The 25067-nt window shown below is 53.5% G+C and carries 31 protein-coding genes; 20 read left to right on the top strand and 11 right to left on the bottom strand.

Features of this window, described 5'->3' with window-relative positions; all coding sequences use genetic code 11:
* Window positions 1-27: 27 nt before the first annotated feature.
* From AB1598_00415 to AB1598_00395, 5 genes are all read left to right on the top strand, one after another.
* Entirely contained in the window at window positions 28-390 is a 363-nt protein-coding gene (locus AB1598_00415) for a VOC family protein (GenBank protein ID MEW6143460.1), read from the top strand.
* Window positions 391-605: 215 nt separating this feature from the next.
* Window positions 606-1334, top strand: a complete 729-nt coding sequence (locus tag AB1598_00410; GenBank protein MEW6143459.1) for an N-acetylmuramoyl-L-alanine amidase-like domain-containing protein — start codon at window positions 606-608, stop codon at window positions 1332-1334.
* 10 nt (window positions 1335-1344) lie between these two features.
* Entirely contained in the window at window positions 1345-1677 is a 333-nt protein-coding gene (locus AB1598_00405) for a hypothetical protein (GenBank protein ID MEW6143458.1), read from the top strand.
* A 69-nt stretch (window positions 1678-1746) separates the two neighbouring features.
* On the top strand, window positions 1747-2412 hold the full coding sequence (locus AB1598_00400; protein MEW6143457.1) for a tetratricopeptide repeat protein: 666 nt from the start codon (window positions 1747-1749) through the stop codon (window positions 2410-2412).
* Window positions 2413-2482: 70 nt separating this feature from the next.
* Window positions 2483-2902 (top strand): hypothetical protein, encoded by a 420-nt coding sequence (locus AB1598_00395; GenBank protein MEW6143456.1) that lies wholly within the window; start codon window positions 2483-2485, stop codon window positions 2900-2902.
* A gap of 46 nt (window positions 2903-2948) precedes the next feature.
* On the opposite strand, the gene AB1598_00390 is transcribed toward AB1598_00395, so the two are convergent.
* The 3 genes from AB1598_00390 to AB1598_00380 are packed head-to-tail and all read right to left on the bottom strand — an operon-like array spanning window position 2949 to window position 5553.
* Complete coding sequence (locus tag AB1598_00390) at window positions 2949-3794, bottom strand: fumarylacetoacetate hydrolase family protein (protein ID MEW6143455.1); 846 nt, start codon at window positions 3792-3794, stop codon at window positions 2949-2951.
* The gene (locus tag AB1598_00385) at window positions 3778-4749 is read right to left on the bottom strand and encodes an FAD-dependent oxidoreductase (GenBank protein ID MEW6143454.1); all 972 of its coding nucleotides are present in this window, start codon (window positions 4747-4749) and stop codon (window positions 3778-3780) included. Before AB1598_00385 ends, AB1598_00390 begins: the two co-directional genes overlap by 17 nt.
* Before the next feature lie 6 nt (window positions 4750-4755).
* Window positions 4756-5553, bottom strand: coding sequence for a DUF2470 domain-containing protein (locus AB1598_00380; GenBank protein ID MEW6143453.1), 798 nt, complete (start codon window positions 5551-5553; stop codon window positions 4756-4758).
* A gap of 162 nt (window positions 5554-5715) precedes the next feature.
* On the opposite strand from AB1598_00380, the gene obgE reads away from it, so the two are divergent.
* Window positions 5716-6735: a GTPase ObgE gene (gene obgE, locus AB1598_00375; protein ID MEW6143452.1), complete on the top strand. Its 1020-nt coding sequence runs from the start codon at window positions 5716-5718 to the stop codon at window positions 6733-6735.
* Window positions 6736-6795: 60 nt separating this feature from the next.
* Here the strand turns inward: obgE and AB1598_00370 are convergent, their stop codons facing one another.
* Both AB1598_00370 and AB1598_00365 read right to left on the bottom strand, forming a co-directional pair.
* Window positions 6796-8262 (bottom strand): multicopper oxidase family protein, encoded by a 1467-nt coding sequence (locus AB1598_00370; protein ID MEW6143451.1) that lies wholly within the window; start codon window positions 8260-8262, stop codon window positions 6796-6798.
* A gap of 49 nt (window positions 8263-8311) precedes the next feature.
* A complete protein-coding gene (locus AB1598_00365; GenBank protein MEW6143450.1) occupies window positions 8312-8938 on the bottom strand; it encodes an SCO family protein in 627 nt (208 codons plus the stop codon).
* Between the two features lie 107 nt (window positions 8939-9045).
* Between AB1598_00365 and AB1598_00360 the strand changes: the two genes are divergently transcribed.
* Complete coding sequence (locus AB1598_00360) at window positions 9046-9474, top strand: hypothetical protein (protein MEW6143449.1); 429 nt, start codon at window positions 9046-9048, stop codon at window positions 9472-9474.
* A gap of 178 nt (window positions 9475-9652) precedes the next feature.
* Here AB1598_00360 and AB1598_00355 read toward each other — a convergent pair whose 3' ends face one another.
* Entirely contained in the window at window positions 9653-10063 is a 411-nt protein-coding gene (locus AB1598_00355; GenBank protein MEW6143448.1) for a hypothetical protein, read from the bottom strand.
* Window positions 10064-10259: 196 nt separating this feature from the next.
* On the opposite strand from AB1598_00355, the gene AB1598_00350 reads away from it, so the two are divergent.
* From AB1598_00350 to AB1598_00335, 4 genes are all read left to right on the top strand, one after another.
* Complete coding sequence (locus AB1598_00350) at window positions 10260-10739, top strand: hypothetical protein (protein ID MEW6143447.1); 480 nt, start codon at window positions 10260-10262, stop codon at window positions 10737-10739.
* Between the two features lie 124 nt (window positions 10740-10863).
* A complete protein-coding gene (locus AB1598_00345; GenBank protein ID MEW6143446.1) occupies window positions 10864-11211 on the top strand; it encodes a hypothetical protein in 348 nt (115 codons plus the stop codon).
* A 16-nt stretch (window positions 11212-11227) separates the two neighbouring features.
* Window positions 11228-11755, top strand: a complete 528-nt coding sequence (locus AB1598_00340) for a DinB family protein (GenBank protein MEW6143445.1) — start codon at window positions 11228-11230, stop codon at window positions 11753-11755.
* A gap of 95 nt (window positions 11756-11850) precedes the next feature.
* A complete protein-coding gene (locus tag AB1598_00335) occupies window positions 11851-12552 on the top strand; it encodes a hypothetical protein (protein MEW6143444.1) in 702 nt (233 codons plus the stop codon).
* 60 nt (window positions 12553-12612) lie between these two features.
* Here the strand turns inward: AB1598_00335 and AB1598_00330 are convergent, their stop codons facing one another.
* Both AB1598_00330 and AB1598_00325 read right to left on the bottom strand, forming a co-directional pair.
* Window positions 12613-12819 carry a hypothetical protein gene (locus AB1598_00330; GenBank protein ID MEW6143443.1) on the bottom strand — a complete coding sequence of 69 codons (207 nt, stop codon included), beginning with the start codon at window positions 12817-12819 and terminating at the stop codon, window positions 12613-12615.
* A 33-nt stretch (window positions 12820-12852) separates the two neighbouring features.
* A complete protein-coding gene (locus AB1598_00325) occupies window positions 12853-14073 on the bottom strand; it encodes a hypothetical protein (GenBank protein ID MEW6143442.1) in 1221 nt (406 codons plus the stop codon).
* A 344-nt stretch (window positions 14074-14417) separates the two neighbouring features.
* On the opposite strand from AB1598_00325, the gene AB1598_00320 reads away from it, so the two are divergent.
* Window positions 14418-15254: a DUF2092 domain-containing protein gene (locus AB1598_00320; GenBank protein MEW6143441.1), complete on the top strand. Its 837-nt coding sequence runs from the start codon at window positions 14418-14420 to the stop codon at window positions 15252-15254.
* 76 nt (window positions 15255-15330) lie between these two features.
* Here AB1598_00320 and AB1598_00315 read toward each other — a convergent pair whose 3' ends face one another.
* The 3 genes from AB1598_00315 to AB1598_00305 all read right to left on the bottom strand — a co-directional run bounded on the left by AB1598_00315 (window position 15331) and on the right by AB1598_00305 (window position 17069).
* Entirely contained in the window at window positions 15331-15540 is a 210-nt protein-coding gene (locus tag AB1598_00315) for a cold-shock protein (GenBank protein ID MEW6143440.1), read from the bottom strand.
* A 144-nt stretch (window positions 15541-15684) separates the two neighbouring features.
* Window positions 15685-16374 carry a hypothetical protein gene (locus AB1598_00310; GenBank protein ID MEW6143439.1) on the bottom strand — a complete coding sequence of 230 codons (690 nt, stop codon included), beginning with the start codon at window positions 16372-16374 and terminating at the stop codon, window positions 15685-15687.
* Window positions 16375-16385: 11 nt separating this feature from the next.
* Complete coding sequence (locus AB1598_00305) at window positions 16386-17069, bottom strand: hypothetical protein (protein ID MEW6143438.1); 684 nt, start codon at window positions 17067-17069, stop codon at window positions 16386-16388.
* A 268-nt stretch (window positions 17070-17337) separates the two neighbouring features.
* Between AB1598_00305 and AB1598_00300 the strand changes: the two genes are divergently transcribed.
* The 8 genes from AB1598_00300 (at window position 17338) to AB1598_00265 (ending at window position 25038) form a co-directional block, all read left to right on the top strand.
* Window positions 17338-18501, top strand: a complete 1164-nt coding sequence (locus tag AB1598_00300) for a DUF6607 family protein (GenBank protein ID MEW6143437.1) — start codon at window positions 17338-17340, stop codon at window positions 18499-18501.
* A gap of 125 nt (window positions 18502-18626) precedes the next feature.
* On the top strand, window positions 18627-19397 hold the full coding sequence (locus tag AB1598_00295) for a TIGR00730 family Rossman fold protein (protein ID MEW6143436.1): 771 nt from the start codon (window positions 18627-18629) through the stop codon (window positions 19395-19397).
* Window positions 19398-19521: 124 nt separating this feature from the next.
* Complete coding sequence (locus AB1598_00290) at window positions 19522-20628, top strand: glucose 1-dehydrogenase (GenBank protein MEW6143435.1); 1107 nt, start codon at window positions 19522-19524, stop codon at window positions 20626-20628.
* Between the two features lie 26 nt (window positions 20629-20654).
* The gene (locus AB1598_00285; GenBank protein MEW6143434.1) at window positions 20655-21479 is read left to right on the top strand and encodes an aquaporin; all 825 of its coding nucleotides are present in this window, start codon (window positions 20655-20657) and stop codon (window positions 21477-21479) included.
* A gap of 34 nt (window positions 21480-21513) precedes the next feature.
* The gene (locus AB1598_00280) at window positions 21514-21927 is read left to right on the top strand and encodes a hypothetical protein (GenBank protein ID MEW6143433.1); all 414 of its coding nucleotides are present in this window, start codon (window positions 21514-21516) and stop codon (window positions 21925-21927) included.
* Between the two features lie 96 nt (window positions 21928-22023).
* Entirely contained in the window at window positions 22024-22884 is an 861-nt protein-coding gene (locus tag AB1598_00275) for a heme-binding protein (GenBank protein ID MEW6143432.1), read from the top strand.
* Window positions 22885-22903: 19 nt separating this feature from the next.
* A complete protein-coding gene (locus tag AB1598_00270; protein ID MEW6143431.1) occupies window positions 22904-23401 on the top strand; it encodes a heme-binding protein in 498 nt (165 codons plus the stop codon).
* Window positions 23398-25038 (top strand): SMP-30/gluconolactonase/LRE family protein, encoded by a 1641-nt coding sequence (locus AB1598_00265; GenBank protein ID MEW6143430.1) that lies wholly within the window; start codon window positions 23398-23400, stop codon window positions 25036-25038. Before AB1598_00270 ends, AB1598_00265 begins: the two co-directional genes overlap by 4 nt.
* The last annotated feature ends 29 nt before the right edge of the window (window positions 25039-25067 follow it).

The following is a 25067-nucleotide window of genomic DNA, read 5'->3' as shown; positions in this document are numbered from 1 at the left end:
CGTAAAATTCCACGGGAGGTACATATGATGCTGGATCACGTAGGTATTCCGGTAAGCGACTTTGCAAGATCAAAAGAGTTTTACACGAAAGCTCTCAGGCCGCTTAATTACGAGCTCGTTATGGAAGTAGAGGGAGCGGCAGGGTTCGGCGCGAAAGGCAAGCCCGAATTCTGGTTCGGCGAAGGCGCAGTCCACGACAAAATACACATCGCTTTTGCGGCGGAGAACAGGGAGCAGGTCAGGAAGTTCCATGAAGCTGCCCTGTCAGCCGGTGGGAGAGACAACGGACCGCCCGGAATCAGGGCGCATTATCACCCGAACTACTACGGGGCCTTCGTGCTCGATCCCGACGGGCACAATATCGAGGCCGTCTGCCACAAGCCCGAGTGAGCATACAGAACGTAGAATCGAATAAATATGCATACTTCCACGATTCCGATTAACATGTCATACGGGTACACTTTATATTATTTCCAAAAGGGGTATCAATGAGTATCGTATGGCATATCATATTTTCGCACATACGCCTATTATTAGGCGCATCGACGTTAGCCTGCTGTGTTGTATTGTTCACCGTTTATGCCAAAGCCGGAATGGAAGGGAACATGACCGAAGTGATAAAGCTCGGAAAATGGACAGAGAGCGATCTTACCGAGATCATGACCGAATCTTCGAAAATCGGGAGCGCGGGCGAGCGTGTAGATTTTATATCCGGGAAATTCCTCGGCACTCCTTATGTCGGCTCGACGCTCACGGGAGATATAAACACTCCCGAAGTCTTCACAATCGACCTAGAGGGCATGGACTGTTTTACCTACATAGACTATGTCGAGGCGATTAGCCTGTCGAGCTCGTTCCCGGAATTCAAGGACAATCTCCGAAAGATAAGATACCGGGACGGCGTTGTCTCGTTCCGCAACAGGAACCACTTTTTCTCCGACTGGCCGATTAATAATTACGTATACGTCGAGGACGTGACATACGCGACGGGCGATAAGAAAGCGGTCGAAGTCTCGAAAAACCTCAACCTCAAAACGGACGGCACGTATTATCTGCCCGGGATTCCTGTAACCAACAGGACCTTCTACTATATACCCTCAGAGGCGCTGAGCCCGTCAGTATTGAGCAAGCTTATGACGGGCGACTTCGTCGGCATCTATACCGATAAAGAGGGACTCGACGTCTCTCATACGGGGATCGTAATCAAAAAGGACGGGAAGGTTTTTTTGAGACACGCTTCCTCTAAGGAAAAGAATCAGAAGGTCGTCGACGAAGACCTGAGCGTATACATGGAAAATAAACCGGGGCTGGTAATATACAGGCCTTTAAAATAACTAACCGCGCATGATACTCGAACGACTGAAGCCCGATCTGAACACCCCGGAAAAGATAAAAGAAGCTTATTCGATCTTCTCTTCATGGCTGCTGTCAAATTTCCTGTTTTTCTTCGTGATCTTTTACGCAATTTACATATCCAGCCGGCTCGGAACCAATATAGGCTCGACCTCGTTCCTGATAGTCATAATAATCGCGATTGCCTTCCTGTATTTTTCAAGGAAACTCTCACACAGCGTTCTGAAAAACAAGTCAGTGAGAGCAAACCATATCGTGTTCTACGTGCTCGGCGCGTTGAATGTAATCCTTCTGATATGGATCGTATTAACTGCTCTTTCCTGAATCACACACTCGACGGAAACATCAGGGGTGAGCACTTTAACAACAATGAACAACAGAACGGAGCGAGATTTGAACCCGGAAGATTTAGTGCTCGAGGCGGCGGATCATTACTACAGGGGCGAATTCGAGCTCGCCATAGAGGCGCTCGACAAGGCCATTGAGCTCAGGCCCGGATTCGCGGAGGCCTGGTATAACAAGGGCATAACGTTCTCGGTCATGGGCCGCGTCGAAGAGGAAATTCTTGCCTACGACAATGCGTTAAGAATAAACCCGCGCTACGCCGAGGCGTGGAACAACAAGGCGTCCGCCCTCGGAAAGGCAGGCAGGTACGAGGAGTCGCTCGAAGCCGCCGGGAAGGCGCTCGGGCTCGATCCCGGGTTTTCGGTCGCTTGGTGCAACAAGGGAGCCGCCCTGAGCGCGCTCGGAAGAGACCTCGAAGCGATCGAAGCCTACGACAGGGCCATTGCTATTCAGGGGAATTATATCGAAGCATGGTATAACAAAGCGGTATCTCTCCATAATCTGGATAAAATAAAAGGCGCACTCAAGGCCTACGACAGGGCTCTCGAGCTAAGTCCCGACTACCCGGACGCACTCTTTAACCGGGCAGGGATTCACGCCAGAACAGGCGAGCTTGAAAAAGCAGCTTCGGACCTGAAGCGGGCCTTAGAGCTCGAGCCGTCGCTCGGGGAAAAGGCCCTGGCCGATGAGGAGCTGAAGGCTCTCCTCCCCTGAACGAAGCTGTTATTTTTATCAAAAGATGCTAACCTTATTACTCCCGCAGGCTAAAGAGAGGAGGCACTAAATGGCCCTTAACGCAAAAGAGCTGACAGACCTTTCCAAGGAAGGCGTAAAAGCGAGACTCAACCTCGACAAAATTCTCGATTTCGTAGACCTCATCAACAAAAGCTCGGAAGAGCTCGAAGGCGATACGATCCAGGCCACCGAAGCCATTAAAGAGCTTTCGGACAGGATCGCCCCCTACATAGACGACATCAAGGACCAGATCGAGGCGCAGCTCGATAAAATCGAGATCGACCCCGAGGAGACAAAAGACGCCGCCGAGAAGCTTCTTCTCTTTCACGGGAACATACACCAGGTGATTTCATGGGCTGACGTCCAGAAGAGCGCGCACAAGCCTAACTCGTATTGGTGGCGTTACTGGGTCGACGTGCTCGAGAATGTTATGCAGCTTGAAGTTGCGAAGCAGGCGGGCGGCAAGTAGCAAATATTTACAAACGCGCCCGGAATCATCGGTTCGAAAGGAAGTATCACTTTATGTCGAACGATATGTCCCCGAGCTCTCCGAATTGCGCTTGGTAGCGCCCAGGCTTCGCTGGCACGACCTTACCCAGCGCGCCCGTTATGAGAATATCCCCTCTTTCAATTTTCCATCCGTTCCCGATCGCCGAATTTACGAGCCAGAGGAGAGCCTCCCATTGACCGCCCAATGCGTCGGAACCCTTACCCTGATTAAGAGTTTCACCGTCTGAGACGAGCTTGACCGTAATGTCGTCCGGATCGGCGTCGGCGAGCGGTCTTCGAGCGCCCGTTATAAAGACGGCCGACCCCACGTTCGCGGCGACAATGTCCTGAGCTTTTATTTTTTTCATATCCGCGAATCCCGTTTCGGGGAGCTCGATTACAGGCAGGACCGCGCCGATGTACTCCCTGAGACGAGCGATGTCAATGATCTTTTCCTCTATCCGCTTGCCAGCGACAAAACCTATCTCGGTTTCTATCACCAAGCTCCGGAATTTCGAACCCTCTATTACCGCCGTGCTCTCATGCGTTCCTGACGAGAACAATACGCCCGAAACAGGGGTGTCCACGACGAACTTCTCCTGTGCCGCTTTCGACGTGAGTCCCGCCTTGTAACCGGCTATCTTATCCCCGCCGAGTTTCAAACGGACATATTCGGCCTGAATATCATAAGCGTCTTCAATTGAAAGATCGGGATATTGCTGAGTAAGAACGGGTAAGGGCCTATTCCCGCGCTCGGCCTCAAGAATTAATACCGCTCCTTCCTTCGTACCCGAAGCCGAGACGAATACGAAAAACACGGCCAGCGCGAATAACGCTGCGATTCTTGTATTGATTCTAGTTCCCGGAAACATATTCCTCCGCAAGTCTGAGCACTTCTTCGGCGCAGCCCCAGGAGAGCGTAAAGCCCGCCCCGCCGTGGCCGTAGTCGTGTATTACCGCCCCGCCACCGGGCAGCTCTTCGAGCTCGAGCCTCACCTCCGTCCTTCCGGGACGGAGACCTACCTTATGACCTATGATCTCGGCATTTGCCAACGAGGGCTCGATCGCTATGCACTTCGTCAGAATTTTGTCAGAGGTATCGGGATCAATATTCAAATCCCAGTCACCCTCTTCCGCAGTGCCTCCCAGAATACAGTCTTCGTCCCGGGGAACTATGTATATCGGGGCGAGCCTGCCGGAGTCGACGCTGACGATACGCTCTAACCCTATATTCTTCACGATCACTATCTGCCCGCGGATCGGGAATGTGCTTCCGTCGCGGCATAATCGCCGCGAGCCGAGTCCGGTGCAATTAATTAATAACTGCCCTTCCCCATAAATTTCTTCGAGTGAAACCGCTTCCCTGTCGAGTTCCTCCAATGCTCCACCCAATTCGGCGAACCTATTCTGCAGATACCGCATATACACCGGCGTCTCTATTCGCGGCACTTCGGTGACGAACCCGTCGACGTATCCAGGAGGAAGCTCCCCGGGCTCCGCCCGCCGGAAGGCTCTCACCGCAGACTTCCAGAACGGCTCGTCCACCCTCTGTTCATATATCTTGAGGAGACCGGACATCGAGATGCCGCTCTCAGGGATAAGGCTCAGACCGACGAACTTTCCGTACGAATAAGCCGCCCATCCCAGCACCCTCTCTTGCGGAGCGACCTTATAGGGATACCAGTAAGCGGGCGCTACGCTAGATGTAGTGTCGGAAGGCAGCGCATAAGCTTTGATGCTTACGCTGAAACCCGCTTCCAGCAGCCTTACCCCGCACGTAAGTCCCGACACCCCCGCGCCGAGTATGACCGCGCTTCTTTCTCTCATATAAAACTACTCTCCCTTCCTCGCAAGACCTACCATCTCGATGATCGCCGCCCTCGCCTCTTCCCTGCTCCTCGCCTCCCTGATAAAACCGATCCGCCTGTTGAACATCTCAGTGCCTGCTTTAAGGCGCAAATTGAAACCAAGCCTGTCGACGGACGTCATCGAGGCCTCCTCCGCATCCGCGCCGGTAAACTTTTTCGCAAGCAATAGGAGCGCGTCTCCGTGGTCCTCGTTCATATGCCTGACTATCCCCTGCGAGTCATCGGCCAGCGGATCGACTTCGGCCGCGTAATAATCGTCAGCAGTCACCCACCCCATCGCGCCGAAGCCGCCTACGAAATAGATGTCCGCAATATCCATGCGGTAGAACGAGAAATCATCGAAGTCCACCCAGTAAGACGCGTTTCTGTAGCGCGAGAGATAAAGCTCCCTCACGTCGCCCGTCTCTCCTTCGGGGACCTTCGACACATCGCCCATGAGCGTAACGCGCGAGGCGTCGAGCGGGTCACACTCGGAATCGGTCTGCGATATAAATAGGCTTGCGCGCGGGTCACGCTCGAGGTTCTGCGTATGCACGGCCATCGTGCTGATAAGGAACACCGGGTGCCCCATGGCGTCGAGCCCGTAAGGCATGAGCGATCCGAACGGCGAGCCCGGGTGCTTCTTCGAATTCGTCGAAAGAGTCCCTACCCTGTTCCTGTAAACGAGTGTTCTCACCCGCTCGGCAAAGGAAGACGCGGGCGCGGGTTCCCGTGTTTCCGACGAGGACGTCCATCCGTGCTGCCTCGAACTTGTCTTAGACATTCGTTATCTCTCCCGATGAGCGCAGATTTCAAAAAAGAATACGAGTCAAACGATGCAGTCCGTTCTCTTTCAAGCGCATTTAAATTATACATTACAGCTTAAGAAGCTTTCCCGCTGACGGCGTAATGCAATAGTTTTCCGATGCGATTATAATATCGACCCATGGTCAAGTTCATAGACGAAGCGAAGATATATGTGAAATCAGGAGCCGGAGGCAGGGGCTGCGTCAGTTTCAGGAGGGAGAAGTACGTCCCGCACGGAGGTCCCAACGGAGGGGACGGCGGGAACGGGGGCGACGTCGTTCTTATAACGAATGAAAACATGTCGTCCCTCCTCGACCACAGGTACAAGCAGCACTACAAGGCGAAAAGGGGCGAGCACGGCAAGGGAAAGGATATGCACGGCAAGAACGCCGACACGCTCTACATCCCGGTACCGGTAGGGACGATAGTTAGGGATTTCGAAACGGGAGAAGTCCTCGGCGACCTGACCGAAAAGAACGAAACCCTGCTAGTCGCAAAAGGAGGCAGGGGCGGAAAAGGCAACGCCCGGTTCGCCACATCGACCAACCAGGCGCCGAGGATTGCGGAACCCGGAGGCGAATGCGAAGAGAGGACGCTACTCCTTGAGCTGAAGCTCCTTGCAGACGTGGGCATAATCGGGTTCCCTAACGCCGGTAAATCGACGCTAATATCGAGAATCTCGGCCGCCAGGCCGAAGGTCGCGGATTACCCTTTCACAACGCTCGTGCCGAACCTGGGAGTCGTCAGTTACGGCGATGGAAAAACGTTCGTGGTAGCGGACATACCTGGCATAATTGAAGGCGCTCATGAGGGTGCGGGACTAGGCATTCAGTTCCTGAGACACATAGAGCGCACGAAGCTCCTCATACATCTTCTCGATCTCTCTCCGGCAACGGGAAGGGACCCGATTGACGATTACGAAACACTTAACAGGGAGCTCGAAGCCTACAGCCCGGAGCTCTCGAAGAAACCCCAGATCGTCGCGCCTAATAAAATCGATATAACGGAGTCCAGAATAAAGCTTGAAGAAATCGAAAAGTACTTCAAGAAGAAAAGGATAAAGGTCTTTCCGGTATCCTCCGCGACCGGGGAAGGATTAAAAGAGCTAGTAATGGAAACGGCAAAAAGGCTGGAAAGCCTTTCTGCCGAAAAATCCTAGTATTCCCAGTAGAATATCGCCAATTCTTCAATCAACATATCAAGCCGGATTCAGGACTCGTCACATATCCGGAGGGCACTCGTCTGCAAAACACGCCTCGAACACGGCCATCATACCGTTATCCTCGTGCTGCCCGATGTGACAATGGTAAACGGCCTTCCCCTCTATTATCGGGTTCGTGAAATCGATAACCACGACGACCTCGCCTGGGCCTTCCCAGCTGGGGTCCTGTCCCTGGTAAGGCAGGTTCACCGTATCCTGATGCCCTACGAACGGCTGCTCCACTCCGTTAATCTCGCAAACCTGGAAGTCTGTAAGGTGGATGTGGAAAACATGGAGCTCCTGGGACGTATTCTGAATCGTCCACCTCTCGAGGGTCCCTATCTCCACGAAGGTATCGACACGTTCCGGATCGAATTCCTTACCGTTAATGAAGAACGTATCGCCGTTCTCGGTCTCGGAGAATACGAAATTCCTTTCCCTCTGAACAGGCTGGTCGCAGAGGTTCTCCACGGCCGGGAACTCCGCCTGGGGAATAGGCAGCTCGATCGGGTCTTCGACGGGATCGCCCTCGACGACCATAGTCAAAACAGTCTCACCGCCGTACTGGTCCCCCTGGGGCCCGGTATTTATCTTCTTGGCCCTCAGCCTGTAAACACCCGGTTTCCCGCCCTGAACCAGGACTCCCACGCGGGAGGCTGTCGGCATGAATTCCTCTTCCTTCACCACAGTCTGGTTGTGCCTGTTTCCGTCCCTTTCGATTTCATAGAACTCGTGGCCCTCGAGCACGAGGTTATAGTAATGGTCTGCGCCTATGTTTGCGATGTGCCAGAACTGCGTCTCGCCAGGGCGTATCGAAAGAACGGGGTTCGTCTGTCCGTTGACCGTAGGGTTCGTCGGGGCACTTATATCTATGTCGTCACCCGGCGGCACCTGGCCGTCTATTATCTGGACGTCCTTCAGGTACATGATCTGCTCCGTAATGCCCGCTAGCTGCGGGAACGGTGCGAGCACTCCGTTGACTATAAGCCCTCCCGAAAGCCCGCCCATAATCTGTTGCTCCGTCAGGCCGTAGAGGTGCGTATGATAATAGAACATGCCTTCGGGATGGTCTTCCGGTATCTGCACTTCATAGTCGAAGCTCCCCGACGGCGTTATCATGATGAATATATCGTCCGACGGGCTCAAAGGGCTCACGTTCATGCCGTGATAATGCATATTCGTCATCTGATCGATAAGGTTATTCACCCTGAGCCTGATCGTGTCCCCCGGATTTACACGAAGCACGGGCGGCGTGTAGAGACCGTTATATGTCGGGCTCGTGAATTGCTTGCCGTTCACTTCATTCAGCGAAAACAGGACGTCGAATTCCTCGTCGATCACCCCTCCGACGCTGGATATGATCGGCGGGTTCCGGAAGGCCTCCCCACGGGGCTTATGCTTGTTGTTTTCGCATCCGCTCACCGACAGAAAGGAAATAACGAGGATAATTGCAAGTGCGCCTGCAGCCTTGGTATAGGTTCGCATCAGTCCTCCTTTCTAACTGCCTGGTTATCAACATTTTAGGGACATTTCATCACTCCCGCAATAGCTTTTTTATATCGCCTGCGATCTTTTCAGGCTCTAGGAGGTAGTGAGGATAAGTCAGAAGTAGCATACCTTCCCTGTCGACGAGGAAAACAGTGTTCGTGTGCGTCATGAGATACCTGTCCCAATGGTCCTTTTCGCTCCTCCCGTACACCTCCTCGTGTTTGACGACAGTGACGCCGTAGTCCCTCGCGGCCTTTTCAATTTTCTCAGGCGGCCCGGTAACTCCTATAAATGCCTTGTTGAAATATGGCACGTATGTCTTCAGCCTGTCTGCGGTATCCCTCCCGGGGTCTACCGTAACGAAGAGCACCTGGACGTGCTGCGCTTCATCGCCCAGGTACTCCATTACTTTATTCAGCTTGGAAAGGGTTACGGGGCACACGTCGGGGCAGTTCGTATATCCCCATTCTATGAGGACCACCTTATCCCGGAACCTTTTGAGGGATATGGGGCGTCCGTCCTGGTCTATGAGATTGAACTCAGGAGCCTGCCGGCTGTATGCCTTGCCGAAGTATTTCTCGGAAAAGTCATAATTAAAAAACAGATACGCCAGAAAAGCCCACCCGGCTACTGCGGCTGCAAATATCAGGAGTAAGAGGAGATTCCTTATCATAGCGAATAATTCCGTACATTATAACCCGAGACCGTAAACAATGGAGGGATTTCATACCTGAAATCTATTATTGTGGTATATACGTATAATTGGTTAAACTATTTACAATGAAAAATACGTTGACTCTGATAATAGCCATAATTATCGTTTTATCCGGCACCGCTTCTTTTGCCCAGAACCCTACCGATTCGGACAAATTCAGTTACGACAGTAACCAGGTCTTGCACCCTGAGTGGTACATCAAGATAACGGACTGGTCGTTCTACACGGCAGCGAGAGTGGCTATACTGAGCTCCGTTACGATCGAGAACACCTCTGACGTGACGTACAAGGATATTAGGGTCAATCTTATATATACCTCATATTCACAGCCCGCGGCAGGCATCATAGCCACGTCGACAGGAATGCTTCCCCTTACACTTCCCCCCAAGAGCAAACAGACCTATTTGAAGGGCGGGTTGACGATGGGCGCTGGCAACCAGAACTACAAGCTAAGCGATATAGAAGTGTTGTCTGCGACACCTGTCAAAGACTGAGAAATAGATACGGCGATAAGCCCGGGCATTCCACGGCTCCACTATGAAAGCAATCAGCAATTATTCGGCACCTGCAACTTTATCTTTCATTCGCTCAATATTTCCCGCAATTTTAATTTTCATGATCGCTACATCAGTCAAAGGCATTCCCGCCTCGGGAGCCGAATTTCCCGCGAACTCAGAAAATCCGCTTATTGAGTTTGACGAAACCTACGTCGCGCCTGAAACCGACCTGCCCATCGGCGAAGCCGAGCCTTATAATAATGAGACGGAGCCGAATGGAGATGAAGCCGAGCTTTACCCGGATGGAGATATGCCGGAGTATTATTCGGAAGAGGAATGGGTCCTGCCGGAATACGAAGAGCCTCTTGTGGAGCAAACGGACCCGCTCGTAGACCAGCCTCCGCCGCTTGTCGACATGCCGGATCCCCTCGTCGAACACCCGGCTCCCCTTGTCGAGCAGCCATACCCCCTCGTCAATCGCCCTGCGCCTCTCGTGCGTCAATCCGCCCCCCTCGTCAACCGTCCGGCACCCCTTGTACGGCAATCCGCCCCCCTCGTCAATCACCCTGCGCCTCTCGTGCGTCAATCCGCACCGCTCGTTAAACAGCCTGCTCCCCTCGTACGGCAGCCCGCACCGCTCGTCAAACGGCCCGCGCCACTTGTACGCTAGGAGGGTCGGGTACTTATTTGGAGGGAGAACCTAAAGCACTGCCGGGAGCGCCCTATTGACAATACCGCAAAAGGTAAATATAACAACTGAATAGCAATACAGGAGAGAATGCATGAAAAACTATAGATTCTTCGCTTCTTCGGCGGGCAATGTATTATTGCTATTTGCCGTCATAGGTCTCGGCCCGGCAGTCTCTTATGCAGACGCCGCCAAAGCGTCTGCTCTTTACTCGGGAGAAGAGACGCCCCTCGTACAATACGATGACGACGACATGGTGCCTCCGATGCCGGATGTGCCTCAGGCTCCCGGGCCGGAGGACATAGATGACCCCGCTCTCTCAGGGGACAGTGTAATCACGGAGCCCGACCCCCCTATCGACCAGCCGGAGCCGTATATAATAGATGACGAGCCCGAAGTCATTAACGAGCCGGTAATCAACGAGGACGTGGACGTCGTAAACGAGCCCGCCGCAGGAGGAGCCGGAGCGGTCGAAGACGAACCGGAACCCGTCGTCGAAGAGCCCGACGAAGCAGTCGTAAACGAGCCCGACCCCGTCGTAAACGAAAACACGCCGATAATAGATGACGAATAACCGGCAGCCCCGGAACCCGCGTGCACTTCTGTTAAACCGGAACGAAAGGATGCTAGTTAGCAATTCCTGAAAAAACGGTTAAATTCTCTCTACGCCCAGGCATTCACACAGGAGGTACGGGACAGTGCTATACGACAGAAAGATCGCATTCGGCGAATCCAAAAGGGAAGAATGGGAGCTTCTCAAATCGAAGGTGGGGGAAGGGATCGAGCTGCCCCTGCCCGATTCCGAACGCTGGTTCCGCGCGCACGTGGAGGGGGACGATATAGTCGTCGAAAGCGCTACTCTGAACGTCCGTCCGATAATGATCTACGACCCGATCAGGATCAACTTCGACGAGTTCCGGACGGTCGCAACACACTACAACAGCTTCCTCGAGCTCCAGGTGAGGACCATGAGCGACACTCACGAGGTGCGGGACAAAGTGAAAAACCTCCGCTACGTCTTCATGCTCATTTATCATTTGCTGTAAGGGAAACAAAGGAGACGTGCCCGTCTTGTCCCCCAATAATTACTTCGAGCTGATGGCCCAATATAACAGGTGGATGGACGGCAAGCTGTATGACGTCTGCAGCCGGTTATCGGATGCCGAACGGAAGAAGGACATGGGGGCGTTTTTCAAATCGATCCATGGCACTCTCAACCACATTTATTACGGCGATATAGCCTGGCTCGAAAGGCTCCGCGACAACAAATTCACGCCGAGGAGACTCGGTGCAGATATTTTCGAGGATTTTAATGAGATCAGAGCCGCTCAGGAAAAAATAGACGTCGAAATAATAGAGTGGGCTGAGACACTAACCCCTGAACACCTGGATAGTGACTACGAATATATAAGCAATGTGGACGGCATAGCAAGGACAATGCCGAAATGGATACTAGCCACTCACATGTTCAATCACCAGACCCACCACCGCGGCCAACTGACTACACTAATCAAGCAGCTCGGGATCGATCCCGGAATCACCGATATACCCTGGCTGCCGTCGCTGCAAGATTATAAGAAGAGCAAATAGTATTTTAACGTTATCTTAACGCTTTCTTAATACTCAGAGAATAGTTTAAAGTGTCGCTCGAATTCTAACGACCTCTACTCCCGGAGACTATAAATATGATGAAACTTAAGATGCAGATTGTATCAGTCGTTTTATTCGCCTTATTTACGGGATTTTCAGCGCATGCGCAGACAGAGGGTTTCAATGTCAAAACTCCTCTTCAAACCATATCCGATAATTCATCCAGCCTTATAAACGGAATCTCGGCGGATTCGAAGAGAGATCCGAAAATTTCCATACCACGGGATCTCATATGCGGAGCCGAGTGTTATCTAGTCGTGCCGTCGATCCAGGCAGTTCCCGGCAGGAACGAATTTGCAGGCACAGGCCTCCTCGGGTGCCGGTATTCGGATTCCGGAAAGCTGGCGCCTCCGATATTTTTCCAGGCCGCGAACATCGAATCGTTCGACGAGAACGGCGGTGGGCTGATTATTCTCGTCATGGACAGGAAAGGCGCAAAAGCGATCTTAGGCGATCAGCTTCAGCTTACGCCCGCAAATTCGAGCGGAGGAAAAGTCGGTCCCGAGCAGGATACCAAGAACCTAAAGTCCTTCGTCGCATACTCAAAGCCTGCAGGCGGTGCAATTGAGAGTTTCGACGCGTCCGGCAGCACCCTCGTTTACGCAAGCGGGGATACTTTCAACGCGTATCAGCAGGACATAGACCCGGTGGACATAATGCTGTTCAGCATCGACGTCCCGCCCGCGCTGAGGGGATTTAACAGCGCAATAGAGGAGTGGAGAAAGGGGTGCGAGTGAGAGGACGAACCTGATAGGAGAGAGGCGACAGTCTATTAGATCACCGTCGCCTGACCGAGGTTATTCAAAATAACAGACCCCTTCGCCGCCTTCTTCCTCGGGGTTGGACTGGCAGTAACAGACCTCGATCTCCCCGCAGTCGAACGAAGTGTTGCACCTCTTGCCCTGATTGCAGTCGTCGCATTTCACGGGCTTCGCAGTCATATAGAAAAATGTGGCGATTATCAGAACGGACAGCCAAACTGTAATATTTAACGCTCTCATCATACAAGCGAGTATATCATCCCAGAGCGGCGCAAATCAATATCCCAGCTTTCTCCGCAGCCTTATCGCAAGAATCAACCCGGGAAGAATGAGAAGCAAGGGGAAGTCTCCGCCCTCCCCGGGAGCTGCGAGGGCGCAGCTTGAGCCGCTGCCCCGGCGCTCACCGCATAGCGTACCGTTGATGTCGCACTGGGGCGTAATATCCCTGTCCCTCTGTATCTGATTAAGGCCGAATACCGCGTTCTCGGTCTTGTTGTTCGCTTCGCACCCGCATATCTGGCTCGCGCAGCAGCTGCACCCGACCTCGGATTCGAGCTTCGCTATCTCGGATATATCGCACCCCTCGAGCCCGGAGCACGCCTCGCCGAGGAGATTTCTGTCGTCGCAGCTCGATGTGCATAATGTCGCGTCGCATGTATATCCCGATTGAACGCCGTCAGACGTCTGACACCCGTTATATTCTTCGCACACCTCGCCGCAGTCGACGCCAGGCGGGGGCGGCGGAATATCGGGGGTTATCAGAGGGCATCCCCCGAGCGATTCAGGCACATCCGGAATGCAGCCTCCCGGCGGGGGGACAGGCGTAGTGCCGGTCAGGTTGGGGTTGTACGCCGCAGACCATACGAGCTCGTCCCCCAGTGTGCAGGCTTGGTCGTTGAGCCCGACCTGATAAGGGCCGTCGTACGTCGGGCACGTGCATTCGACTATGCCCGCTTCCCCCGTTCTGAAACAAGGGGCGGTCATGCATCCGGCATACGGGGACTGCGGGCAGTCGGTGTCCCCGATACCCTCTTCGGGGACGCAGTCGAAGCTGAAAACCGAAACGACGTCGGATTCCGGAATGAAGCTTCCGTTGTTGATGGACTCACAGACAGGGGCCGAGTTGGTAGCCTGGCACCCGCTCCCGTCGGCTCCGCACGCGTCCACGGTTTCGAGGTACTCGTCGAGATCGAGTATCGCGTTAATATCGACGAAATATTTTCCGTATGCGATCTCGAAGCATTTGCAATTTGCGAAAGTGCCGTCGCCGATGAGCTCGCAGGATTCCGGCTCGGGTCCCGAGTAATAACAGAGCGCAAACGGACCGCCTTCGCACGGGAGGAAATTTGTGGGCTCGAGCAGTATGTCCGCATAGGCGGGGCCGAACGGTGTGGTCATCAGGTCGTTCGGCACGAACATGAATCCGGCGTAGGAGCGAGGGACAATGAAAAACTGCACGGTGAAAATAACAACCGCTAAAATGCGTAAATAGTTCATAACCTGCATCTCCTCATGTCATTGAAATATCGGAATCAATCCGATGTCTTCCGTGCCTTATGCGGCGGGCATCCGCATTGTTAAATATTTGTCGAATTATTGGTCTCTTTCCATTCCGTGTCAACCCCCATGAATTCAGACCGGACAGGATGAAGAAAAAGTTAAACGGGTCCGAATGGACGACTACCCGCAATTCGGAGAGCTGGGCGGATCGCATCCCGACCGGACGCCGGCATATTGAAAAAAGTGAACCAATTGTGATACTGTATAAACTCCGATTCGATGTCCGGAGGCTTTACAAAGATAAAATACGCGCCTACTATAAAGAAAAAGGAGGGGTAGTTATGATCAATAACGCACAATCTTTACTAAAAAAACCAAGTATAGTCTTTCTCTCGATTTTGATTACGGTGATGTCAGCGGGTTACTGCTCATTTTCCCCGAGCAAAAACGCTTTGGCACAGGACGTTAATCCGAACATTGACCCCAAGGCGGCCGGCATCCTCCAGGACATGAGCTACTACATGGGCAGTCAATACGAGTACACCTATAAGGCTGAAATGATGTTCGATGACGTGCTCGAATCCAAACAGAAGATCATGTATAACGCCGAAGAAACCGTATACTTGAAAAAGCCGGACAAATTTTACGTGGGCTATGTCACCGACCTGGGCGGATATAAACTCTGGTACGACGCGGGACAGGCGACTCTTCTCGAAGTGCCGCTCAACGATTTCTCGCTCGCGACGCTTCCAGGAACCGTGGACCAGGCCCTTAACAAGCTGAAAGAGCAGTATCAGTTTACGCCCGCCCTGAGCGAGTTCCTGTTCATAGACACATATAAGGTCATGACGGCCGACGTGATTTCAGGCGCCTATTTCGGTATGAGCAAGGTCATGGGCGCCAACTGCCACCACCTGGTGTTCGTGGAGAAGGACATCGACTGGCAGATCTGGATCGAAGACGGCAAGCGCCCTGTACCACGAAAGCTGGTGATAACGTATAAGAACATGGCGGAATCGCCCCAGTTCATCGCACTGATAAAAGACTGGGTCTTCGGAAAGCCGATCACGAACTTCGCTTTCAAGCCCGAGATACCAGACGTAAACAGCCGGGTGGAATTCGATCAGATCACCGAAAACCAGAAGTATAAGATCGGTAGTATAAGAGCCTTCCAGTAAGAATAGGGGAAAAAAGAAAGGTTGGAGATAAAAGAGGTGAGCCGGGGATCGCCCCGGCTCACCGTTTTTTTTACCGTTAAGCCAGTACTACGTTCTGAGCCTGGGGACCTTTCTGTCCCTTTACAACGGTGAACTCCACGCGCTGACCTTCTTCCAGCGTGCGGAACCCGGTGGCCTTGATCTCACTGTAATGGACGAAAACGTCATCGCCGTTTTCGACCTCAATGAAACCGAAGCCTTTTGTAGAATTGAACCACTTTACAGTGCCAATTGTACGTTCAGCCATTAGGGTGCTACCTCCTATTTTAAATTGGGTTATGCAAGTGGTTCACGCATTAAGATGGTAATCTTACATTTGACAAGAACTACTGCAACCTTAACTTTATTTTAACTTATTTAATTCCCGCCGTCAACTATTATCAAATCCCCCCTATTCCTGAGCACAGTTGGCAAGGAAATCAGGCAGGCTCTCGTGTACTCCCGGCAAATCCGTCCAGCATTCCTCATCGGGCGTGCATTCGAGCATGTAAGCCCAGTGAGTTATGTGTATGGAAGAGGAGCCGGAGGACATCTGCATGTTGACAGTCCATTCGTCCCCTTTTAGCACCATTTCCCCCACTCCTGTCGTAAGCGATGGCGACCCCGCGGGCGGATCGGTGAGAGAATTGAAGCTGATATAGACACTGCCGTTCGGAGTCACCGAACCTATCATATACTGACACTGCGGCGGAAATGCTCCGAACTGCGGAACTACGGTGCCGAAGAAATATCCGTCCTCATAATGCTCTATATGCCAGACTGTCTGGACCGGGATAGGTGAATAGTTCATAGGATCGGAGGCATTCCATACGACCGCCGGCAGGTTCGCATTCGGTACGTACCAGTAGGTGCCCTCCCCTTCTCCGATCCATCTCCAGCGGGGCGGCTTGACTCCCGGGGCCTGTGCGATACCGCTCAGATCGACGACACTCTCGTTGGGCTCGCATTCCTCGGGACGAAGCTTTACGATTCCGCTCTTATTGTTCGAACAAAGTACCTCGGCATCCGAATACAGCGGCGCCGATGTTGCTGTAAGTAAGGATAATGAAAATAAAACCAGCACGAAATTGCGAACGCTCATTATTTTCTCCCTTAATCGCAGTTGGAAAGGAAATCGGGCAGGCTTTGCTGTATCCCCGGCAAGTCCGTCCAGCATTCCTCATCCGGCGTACATTCGAGCATAAATGCCCAGTGAGTGACCTGGTTTGAAGAGGAGCCCGAAGCCATCTGCATGTTGAAAGTCCAGTCATTCCCCTTAAGCACCATTTTCCCTGTCCCTGTTGTAAGCGAAGGCGAGCCTACCGGCGGATCGGTGAGAGAATTGAAGCTAATATAGACACTGCCGTTCGGCGTTACCGAGCCTATCAGGTACTGACACTGCGGCGGATGCATCCCTATCTGCGCGACTACGGTGCCGAAGAAATATCCGTCCTCATAATGCTCTATGTGCCAGACGGTCTGGTCCATGACAGGCGAATAGTTCACAGGGTCGGAAGTATCCCATTCGACTGCGGGCAGGTTCGCGTTTGGTACGTACCAGTAGGTACCCTCCCCCTCACCGAGCCACCTCCACCGCGGGGGCTTGACCCCAGGGGCCTGGGCGATGCCGCTCAGATCGACCACATTCTCGTTGGACTTGCATTCTTCGGGGCGGATCTTTACGATTCCGCTTTTCTTGTTCGAGCAGAGTACTTCGGCGCTCGACTGCAACGGCGCTGAGGTCGCCGAAAATAACAATAATGAGAATAAAGCCATCATGAAACTACGAACGCTCATGATTCCTCCTTTAATCGGTCGTTGAATTGGATTTCTCACCGTTGACAAAATATACAGCCAAAAAAATCCGAAGCTCCTGCCGAAGCAAATAACTTGAATCCGGCGCTTATCATTAAAACTATCTCCCACTGATACTTACAAAAATCCTCTTTTAATTCGAATCTTCTCCCGGTTTGGGTAATCTTTTGAATGCTTTCAAATGTTAGAAACGGGATATACAAGAGCCTGTCTACCACTCATGAACATCAGTCTGCGTGAGAGATCGGTTATGACGAAGAAGCTCCTGCCGCTACTTATTTATTTGCCGATTATTCTAAGCGGCTGCGCTGCCAAATCCGGCGTTCAGAACAATCCCGGCGAAGTGCATCAATTTACTTTCAGCTGGGAATTCTCCGACGCGGACGAGATGAAGCCCCGGGGCGGAGTAACGAAAGGCGCTCCGGTTACTCTCGATCAAAGTCCCAATCCCGCTCTCGCCTCCCTCAGGGAGCCTGGATTAACGAAGTACGAGCGGGACAGGCGGGCTATCCTTTCCATGGCCGGAACATACAGGGTCACATTCAACTTCATCGAGACGATCCCGCTCCGTACCGGATACAAAGTCGACAGGCCTTACCAGTCCTGGGCGACTGAATATATAAAGGTCATCGAGGACGACGGGAATTTCATAAGCCTACAGCACATACTCGTCATGTATTTCCTCGACGAGAACGGAAACGTGGAAGGCCCGGCTGTCACCAAGCACTGGCGACAGGACTGGACATACGAGGACGAGGAGATTCTAGAATACAGGGGCAACAACACGTGGCAGACGGTACGGGTGCCGGAGAACGAAGCCCGGGGAAAGTGGTCCCAGGCGGTTTATCAGGTAGACGATACGCCGAGGTACGAGAGTCTCGGCGAATGGGTGTATGACGGCAATTATGCTGCCTGGACGAGCGCGGTCACGCCGCGTCCGTTGCCGAGGCGTGAATTTACCGTCAGGGACGATTATAACGTGCTCTCGGGAGTGAACCGCGTCACCATAACACCCTCAGGCTGGGTGCACGAGCAGGACAACCACAAAATGGTCGTCGGCGAGGACGGCGAGGCATCCGGAGAAGACCCCTATATCGCAAAGGAGATAGGACTCGACAGGTATGAGAGGGTATCGGATTTCAACGATTCCGCCGCCAAGGAATACTGGGAGCTGACGTCCCCGTTCTGGGCCGACGTAAGAGAGGTGTGGGAAGGAGTCATTAGCGCGAACCCGACTCTCAGGCTAAAGAATACGTACGAGGACAGAAAGCTCTATGAATATCTTTTCGACTACTCAGACAGACTGGCCGAAGGCGGCGAGTACAACGAGACGGAAGGCAGGGAATACGTGACGGGGATCATTAACGCCTACGTTATCGAACCGGGCAAACCGGCCGATAAAAACGTCTACTGAGCCTGCGTTAGAACCGGTTCCGCGCCTGAGCCTATTGACATAGTCCGCCGGCTTGGGGTATTTAAAAGATATACGGCATTAAGGAGCGGCGATGACGTTATAAAATCGCCGCGACTGGAACGAACTTGCTAAAAGACCTGAGAAGCTTCTTCTACCGAAGGGAAACCCCCTCGCCCCGCGTCGAGGAGATGCAGTTCATCGAAGGACCGCACTCGAGGCTTAGAGAGCTCTGGTTCCTCTTCCGCGTGATGCGCGAATTCATCAGGGGTTTCAGGATCCTCCATTTCGTGGGCCCCGTCGTGACGGTATTCGGCTCGGCGAGGACGAAGGAAGGCAGCCCCAAATACGAGCTTGCGAGGAGGATGGGGTATGAGCTCGCGACAATGGGATTCGCGGTTATGACGGGGGGCGGCCCCGGAATAATGGAGGCCGCCAACAGAGGGGCGAAGGAAGCTGGCGGCAGGTCCATCGGATGCAACATCAAACTCCCGATGGAGCAGAAACCGAACCCCTACCTCGACATCATGGTCACGTTCAAGTATTTCTTTGTCAGAAAATTGATGCTGCTGAAATACTCGTACGCGTTCGTCGTGCTCCCCGGAGGTGCGGGGACGATGGACGAGCTCTTCGAAACCCTGACCCTTATACAGACGAAGAAGATATACAACTTCCCGATAATCCTGCTAGGCAGGGACTACTTCAAGCCCCTAATGGATTTTCTCGACCTGATGGTCATGGAGCAGACGCTTGACGAGAACGACCTCGGCTTCCTCGTGTTCACCGATTCGGTCGACGAAGCCGTCTCCTACATAGAGAAGAATATAGTAGAGAAGTTCGGCATAAAACTGAAAAAGATTCCAAAGCCGTCGAAGATACTCCTTGAGAAAAAAGTCTGACGCATCCCGTTAGTTATCTCGCCCGTCTGCGAATTATTATGGCTTCTGTATAACCGCGCCGTAAATCCATCCCTTCTCTCCCTTCGTCTAACTTGGCAACTTCAGAATCAAGGAGAGCCGAGTCATGAAAGCGATAGCAGTCATCCCGGGCAAGCCGGGCAGCGTGCACCTAACCGAGCTGCCGAAACCTGACATCAACGTAGTCCCTGACGGGCGAGGTGTGCTCGTGAGGGTGCTCCGCGTGGGCGTGGACGGGACGGATAAGGAGATAAACGCCGCCGAGTACGGGGCCGCTCCTTCGGGATACGATTTCCTGGTGATCGGGCACGAGAGCTTCGGAATTGTCGAAGAAGTGGGGAAGAACGTGACGGAGTTCGTTCCCGGCGATTACGTCACCGCAACGGTCAGAAGACCCGGCGGGAGCATATACGACAAGATAGGCAAGTACGATACGACGACCGACGACAGCTATTTCGAGCACGGCATCAATCTCCTGCACGGATTCCTGACCGAATATTACGTCGACGAGCCCGAATACCTCGTAAAAGTGCCCCGGGGTCTCAAAGAGTACGGCGTGCTGCTGGAACCCGCGAGCGTCATCGAAAAAGGCATAGCCCAGGCATACGAGATACAGAGACGCCTGCGTGTATGGCATCCGAGGCGTGCGGCGGTTCTGGGAGCGGGTACGATCGGGCTCCTCGCCACGATGGCTCTCAGGCTTAGAGGGATGCAGGTGCATACGTTCGGCAGGACGAAGCCGCCGTATCTAAACTCGGACCTCATCGAGGAGATGGGCGCCTGCTACCACAGCACGGACAATATAAACCTGATGGAAGCCTCCGAAATTCACGGTCCGTTCGACATTATCTTCGAGGCGACGGGCTTTTCTCCCATAGTGTTCGAGGCGATGAACATACTCGGGAAAAACGGCGTGCTCGTGCTGTCGAGCGTCACAGGAGGCGAGCGCAAGATAGAGGTTCCCGCCGACATGATAAACCTCGGGTTCGTCCTCGGGAACAAGGTGGTCGTAGGCACAGTCAACGCGAACCGCGAGTACTTCGAGATGGGGGTCAAGGACCTCTCACACGCGGAGCACGAGTGGCCCGGGCTTCTTGCAAAATTCCTCACACATCCAGTGAAAGGACTCGACAATTACAAGGAGCTCATGAGCACGCTCACCGACGCAAAGGGAGCGATCAAGGTGTTCTGCGAGGTAGCGCCGCTCAACTGAGCCGGGGTCATAAAGACGTGATGACAATGTTAAAAAAACATTGGCCTGAATATCTGATGGAAGGCGTAGGGCTGGGTTTCTTCATGATATCCGCCTGCTTCTTCGTCGCGCTTCTCGAGCACCCCTCATCGCCCGTTCACTTAGCGATAACAGATCCCATGACTAGAAGGATGTTCATGGGAATCGCAATGGGGCTCACCGCCATATCGATAATCTATTCACCCTGGGGAAAGCAGTCGGGGGCGCACATCAATCCGTCTGTAACCCTCACATTCCTGAGGCTCGGGAAAGTAAAGATGTGGGACGCCGTTTTCTACGTCCTTGCCCAGTTTGCGGGCGCCGCGACCGGCGTGCTCATTGCACATGTGCTGTTAGGAAAGATCGCATCCCATCCCCATGTGAACTACGCCGCGACGTTTCCCGGAATGAACGGGGTGATACCGGCTTTCATAGCAGAGGTTGTCATATCCTTCGTATTGATGACCGTGGTGCTCATTGTTTCAAACACCCCGAGAATAGCGAGATACACGGGAATATTCGCGGGGCTCCTCGTAGCAGCCTACATAACATTCGAAGCCCCTATCTCCGGGATGAGCATGAACCCGGCGCGCTCCCTCGGATCGAGCCTCTTCGCCGACAGCCACGCCGGGCTATGGATCTACTTTACGGCGCCTGTACTCGGGATGCTGCTCGCCGCTGAAGCGTATGTGCTCATCAAAGGGTCTGCCGCGGTTGCCTGCGCCAAGCTCCATCACCAGAACGACAAGCGCTGCATACACTGCGGATATCCGGGGGAAGTTAAGTCCGAAAATACGGATTTTATGACTGAAAAAGCAAGGAGTTTCCTTTAGGAGAATAAAAACCAATTACACAGGAGGAAGTACAATGCTCAGAATCTTAAATTCGGCAGGTCTCAAGTCACGCGTCGTCTCGGTGATTATGGTTCTCATGCTGGTGACCGGAGCAGCGGTCAGCTATGCAGCCGATTCGATGATTTCCCAGCCCTTCTCAGGCGTAAAGGTGAACGGCGGGACCGTAACCCTTACCAAAGAGGGAGGCAAAACAGTCCTTACGCTGTCCGACGATTTTGTAGTGCCCCAGACTCCGGACCCGCACTGGCAGGTAGTCGACTCGAAGGGGAACGTCTATCTTCTCCAGCGCCTGCCCATAAAGGGCGACAAGATCAATACGTCGATCACCGTACCTTCGTACGTCCCGGACGTTGCGAAAGTCCAGATCTGGTGCGCTTACGCGGAGTCGCTGCTCGGGGAAGCACCGTTCGCTCAGCACGTGAACTAGGGTAAAAAAAAGCGAGACCGATCGGCGGGGCTCCCGGAGCGGAGTCCCTCCGGTCCGACAATGGGAAAGAGGAATACGATATCGGAGGCATCGAAAATGAGAATACTGGAACTGGTATTAGCGGTACTGTTCATAACGTCGGCTGTATCTGCCGGCGCGCAGGTCACCGGGAAGAAATCGATCACTCTCGAAGGCGCGAACACCGTGATCGCGGCTGCAAAGGCCGAAGCCGAGAGATTAAACGCCCCGGGCGGGGTTATAGCAGTAGTGGACGACGGGGGGAACCTCGTGGCACTTGAGCGGCTGGACGGCACATTCGCGGCCGGAGCGAATATATCGATCGGCAAGGCGAAGACGGCTGCGCTCTTTAAAAAGCCGACGAAATTCTTTGAGGACGTGATAAAGAACGGACGCACCAGCATGGTCGCCTTGCAGGATTTCACCCCTCTCCAGGGCGGGGTGCCGATAACCATCGACGGGGAGATAGTTGGTGCCGTCGGAGTGAGCGGTGCTGCGAGCGCCCAGCAGGACGAAGAGCTCGCGATAGCCGGGGCAAATGCTTTAATGACGATGGAGACAGGTGCGGCGAATCCAGGTCCCGTCACGTACTTCGACAACAGCAAGGTCTCGGCGGCATTCGCCAAGGGCGTGCCGCTCACGGAAGTCGCGGGTTATAAAGTACACGCGAGCCGGAGGACAGAGCCGGGCGTCGCCGAGATCCATACTAAAGATACGGACATCATCTACGTCCTAGAAGGGTCTGCAACGCTCGTAACCGGCGGGACAGTGGTCGAAGGAAAGACGACAGCGCCCGACGAGATACGCGGGAAGGAGATATCCGGCGGCGAAACTCGCGACATCAATCCTGGCGACGTTATTATAGTGCCCGCAGGAGTCCCGCACTGGTTTAAGGACGTGAAAGGGCCCGTACTCTATTACGTCGTCAAGGTCGGTTAATTCCGGGGAGAAAATGCAAATGAGAACGAAACTAATAACTATGCTCTTAATATTTCTACTTCCTGCAGCACTCTCGGCACAGGCTGAAACCCCTACCAAGCCTGTCCTCACACTCAGCGCCGCGAAGAAGGCAGTTGAGGCAGCGGAGATGGAAGCGGCAAAAAGGGGCGCGACCGTGGTGATCGCAGTCGTCGACGACGGCGGGCAGTTAATACTCCTCGAGCGCCTCGACGATACACAGGTCGCGAGCGTCGAAGTGGGTATAGGAAAGGCCCGCACAGCCGCGATATTCAGGAGGCCGAGCAAGGTCTTCGAAGACCAAATACGGGACGGACGCGTTGCGGCGCTCGCGCTTCCAGGCGCAACACCTCTCCAGGGAGGCATACCGATAATAATTGAAGGAAAGGTCGTAGGCGCGATCGGCGTAAGCGGGAACACCCCCCAGGAAGACGAGGAGATCGCTCTCGTGGGCGCCTCGGCAGTCAGCGATAAAACGGTTTCCGGAGAAATACAATGAGACTCGAATCGATCATATATACCGCCGCATTCCTCCTGTCGATCATTTCCGCCCTCGCTGCTCACGGCACGACGTCAGCCGACGTGCCGACGGGAAAACCTTCCGCTGTGATAGACCTCACGACTTCGGCGGGAGTGGAGCTCGTAAAAGGACAATGGCTCTACAGCGATGTCGAGATAACTGAAGTCGAGTTCAAAGGCCCTGGCGCAGACGGTCAGCCCACGGGAGAGGCAGTCAAGACATACGACTACACCCCTAAAGCGGGCGGAGCGGACTATGACGACTCGAAATGGGACAAGATCGCACCCGGGACGCTCAACAAGCGCCGCTCGACCGGAAGGATATGCTTTAACTGGTACAGGATCAGGGTAACGATCCCCGAAAGCGTAGACGGGTACGCTACCGCAGGCTCGACTGTCGTGTTCGAGACCGCAATAGACGACTACGCCGAGGTCTGGGTAAACGGCGAGCTCGCGCGTCACCTCGGCCAGGAGGGCGGCTCAGTCGTTGCCGGATGGAACGCACCCAACAGGCTCGTCATCGGACGCGGCGTGAAGACCGGCGATACCATCCAGATCGCCGTATTCGGTATGAACGGCCCTATATCGAACCCGCCTACCAATTTTATATGGATGAGAGATGCGAAGCTCGAATTCTATCCGGGCACCGAATCCCCCGTAGCGTTAAAACCGTCTGAAGTGAACGTGGAAGTAATAAGACTGGACCCGGCCATGGACGCTATCGCAGGGCCCAATCCGAAGATATTCAAGCTCGCCGAAGGCTTCAAATTCACAGAGGGCCCTGTCTGGGTAAAGGACGGCGAATACCTCCTCTTCAGCGACCCCAACAGCAATATTATCTATAAATACTCGAAAGACGGTGAGCTTACCGAATTCAGGAAGCCGAGCGGCTATTCGGGCTCCGACATCGGAGAATACACTCAGCCCGGCTCGAACGGGCTCGCACTCGACAATGAAGGCAGGCTTACCGTAGACGAGCACGGAAACCACAGGGTTTCGAGAATAGAGAAAGACGGGACCGTCACAGTCCTTGCCGAGAGCTTCGAGGGCAAGAGATTAAACAGCCCGAACGATCTCGTTTACAAGTCCGACGGCTCGGTATATTTCACGGACCCTCCGTTCGGTCTGCCCATGTTCGAGAACGACCCGAGAAAAGAAATTCCATGGAGCGGCGTATACCGGATTTCACCGGATGGCGAGATAACCTTACTCAATAAGGATCTCAAAGGGCCTAACGGTATTGCCTTCTCTCCCGATGAAAAATATCTTTACGTAGGGAACTGGGATCCGGAGAACAAGGTCGTAATGCGGTACGAAGCCATGGAGGACGGCACGCTCTCCGATGGTGAGCGCTTCTTCGATATGACCGGCGCGCCCGGAGAGGACGCGATAGACGGGATTAAAGTCGATTCCAACGGGAACCTGTATGTATCTGGCCCTGGCGGACTCTGGGTGATTTCAAGCGAGGGGAAGCATTTAGGAACTATCATCGCTCCACAACACATACACAACGTGGCCTGGGGAGGGGAGGACGGAAAGACCCTGTTTTTATGCGCCCAGAGCGGGCTCTACATGATGCGTCTCGGTATACAGGGAGCAAAAGCGCATTATAATTAGAAAAAATTTAAGTATTTAAATCTCAAGGA

This window comes from Thermodesulfobacteriota bacterium, from assembly GCA_040754335.1.
GTDB lineage: Bacteria > Desulfobacterota_D > UBA1144 > Nemesobacterales > UBA2774 > 2-12-FULL-53-21.
The sequence above is the reverse complement of the archived record's forward strand: the minus strand, read 5'-3'. Positions and strand labels throughout refer to the sequence as shown.

Excerpts from the sequence above, each read along its gene's own strand:
- AB1598_00415 (MEW6143460.1), top strand. The coding sequence starts at position 28 with ATGCTGGATCACGTAGGTATTCCGGTAAGCGACTTTGCAAGATCAAAA.
- AB1598_00410 (MEW6143459.1), top strand. The coding sequence starts at position 606 with ATGACCGAAGTGATAAAGCTCGGAAAATGGACAGAGAGCGATCTTACC.
- AB1598_00405 (MEW6143458.1), top strand. The coding sequence starts at position 1,345 with ATGATACTCGAACGACTGAAGCCCGATCTGAACACCCCGGAAAAGATA.
- AB1598_00395 (MEW6143456.1), top strand. The coding sequence starts at position 2,483 with ATGGCCCTTAACGCAAAAGAGCTGACAGACCTTTCCAAGGAAGGCGTA.
- AB1598_00390 (MEW6143455.1), bottom strand. The coding sequence starts at position 3,794 with ATGTTTCCGGGAACTAGAATCAATACAAGAATCGCAGCGTTATTCGCG.
- AB1598_00385 (MEW6143454.1), bottom strand. The coding sequence starts at position 4,749 with ATGAGAGAAAGAAGCGCGGTCATACTCGGCGCGGGGGTGTCGGGACTT.
- AB1598_00380 (MEW6143453.1), bottom strand. The coding sequence starts at position 5,553 with ATGTCTAAGACAAGTTCGAGGCAGCACGGATGGACGTCCTCGTCGGAA.
- obgE (MEW6143452.1), top strand. The coding sequence starts at position 5,716 with ATGGTCAAGTTCATAGACGAAGCGAAGATATATGTGAAATCAGGAGCC.
- AB1598_00370 (MEW6143451.1), bottom strand. The coding sequence starts at position 8,262 with ATGCGAACCTATACCAAGGCTGCAGGCGCACTTGCAATTATCCTCGTT.
- AB1598_00365 (MEW6143450.1), bottom strand. The coding sequence starts at position 8,938 with ATGATAAGGAATCTCCTCTTACTCCTGATATTTGCAGCCGCAGTAGCC.
- AB1598_00360 (MEW6143449.1), top strand. The coding sequence starts at position 9,046 with ATGAAAAATACGTTGACTCTGATAATAGCCATAATTATCGTTTTATCC.
- AB1598_00350 (MEW6143447.1), top strand. The coding sequence starts at position 10,260 with ATGAAAAACTATAGATTCTTCGCTTCTTCGGCGGGCAATGTATTATTG.
- AB1598_00335 (MEW6143444.1), top strand. The coding sequence starts at position 11,851 with ATGATGAAACTTAAGATGCAGATTGTATCAGTCGTTTTATTCGCCTTA.
- AB1598_00330 (MEW6143443.1), bottom strand. The coding sequence starts at position 12,819 with ATGATGAGAGCGTTAAATATTACAGTTTGGCTGTCCGTTCTGATAATC.
- AB1598_00325 (MEW6143442.1), bottom strand. The coding sequence starts at position 14,073 with ATGAACTATTTACGCATTTTAGCGGTTGTTATTTTCACCGTGCAGTTT.
- AB1598_00320 (MEW6143441.1), top strand. The coding sequence starts at position 14,418 with ATGATCAATAACGCACAATCTTTACTAAAAAAACCAAGTATAGTCTTT.
- AB1598_00315 (MEW6143440.1), bottom strand. The coding sequence starts at position 15,540 with ATGGCTGAACGTACAATTGGCACTGTAAAGTGGTTCAATTCTACAAAA.
- AB1598_00310 (MEW6143439.1), bottom strand. The coding sequence starts at position 16,374 with ATGAGCGTTCGCAATTTCGTGCTGGTTTTATTTTCATTATCCTTACTT.
- AB1598_00305 (MEW6143438.1), bottom strand. The coding sequence starts at position 17,069 with ATGAGCGTTCGTAGTTTCATGATGGCTTTATTCTCATTATTGTTATTT.
- AB1598_00300 (MEW6143437.1), top strand. The coding sequence starts at position 17,338 with ATGACGAAGAAGCTCCTGCCGCTACTTATTTATTTGCCGATTATTCTA.
- AB1598_00290 (MEW6143435.1), top strand. The coding sequence starts at position 19,522 with ATGAAAGCGATAGCAGTCATCCCGGGCAAGCCGGGCAGCGTGCACCTA.
- AB1598_00285 (MEW6143434.1), top strand. The coding sequence starts at position 20,655 with ATGTTAAAAAAACATTGGCCTGAATATCTGATGGAAGGCGTAGGGCTG.
- AB1598_00280 (MEW6143433.1), top strand. The coding sequence starts at position 21,514 with ATGCTCAGAATCTTAAATTCGGCAGGTCTCAAGTCACGCGTCGTCTCG.
- AB1598_00275 (MEW6143432.1), top strand. The coding sequence starts at position 22,024 with ATGAGAATACTGGAACTGGTATTAGCGGTACTGTTCATAACGTCGGCT.
- AB1598_00270 (MEW6143431.1), top strand. The coding sequence starts at position 22,904 with ATGAGAACGAAACTAATAACTATGCTCTTAATATTTCTACTTCCTGCA.
- AB1598_00265 (MEW6143430.1), top strand. The coding sequence starts at position 23,398 with ATGAGACTCGAATCGATCATATATACCGCCGCATTCCTCCTGTCGATC.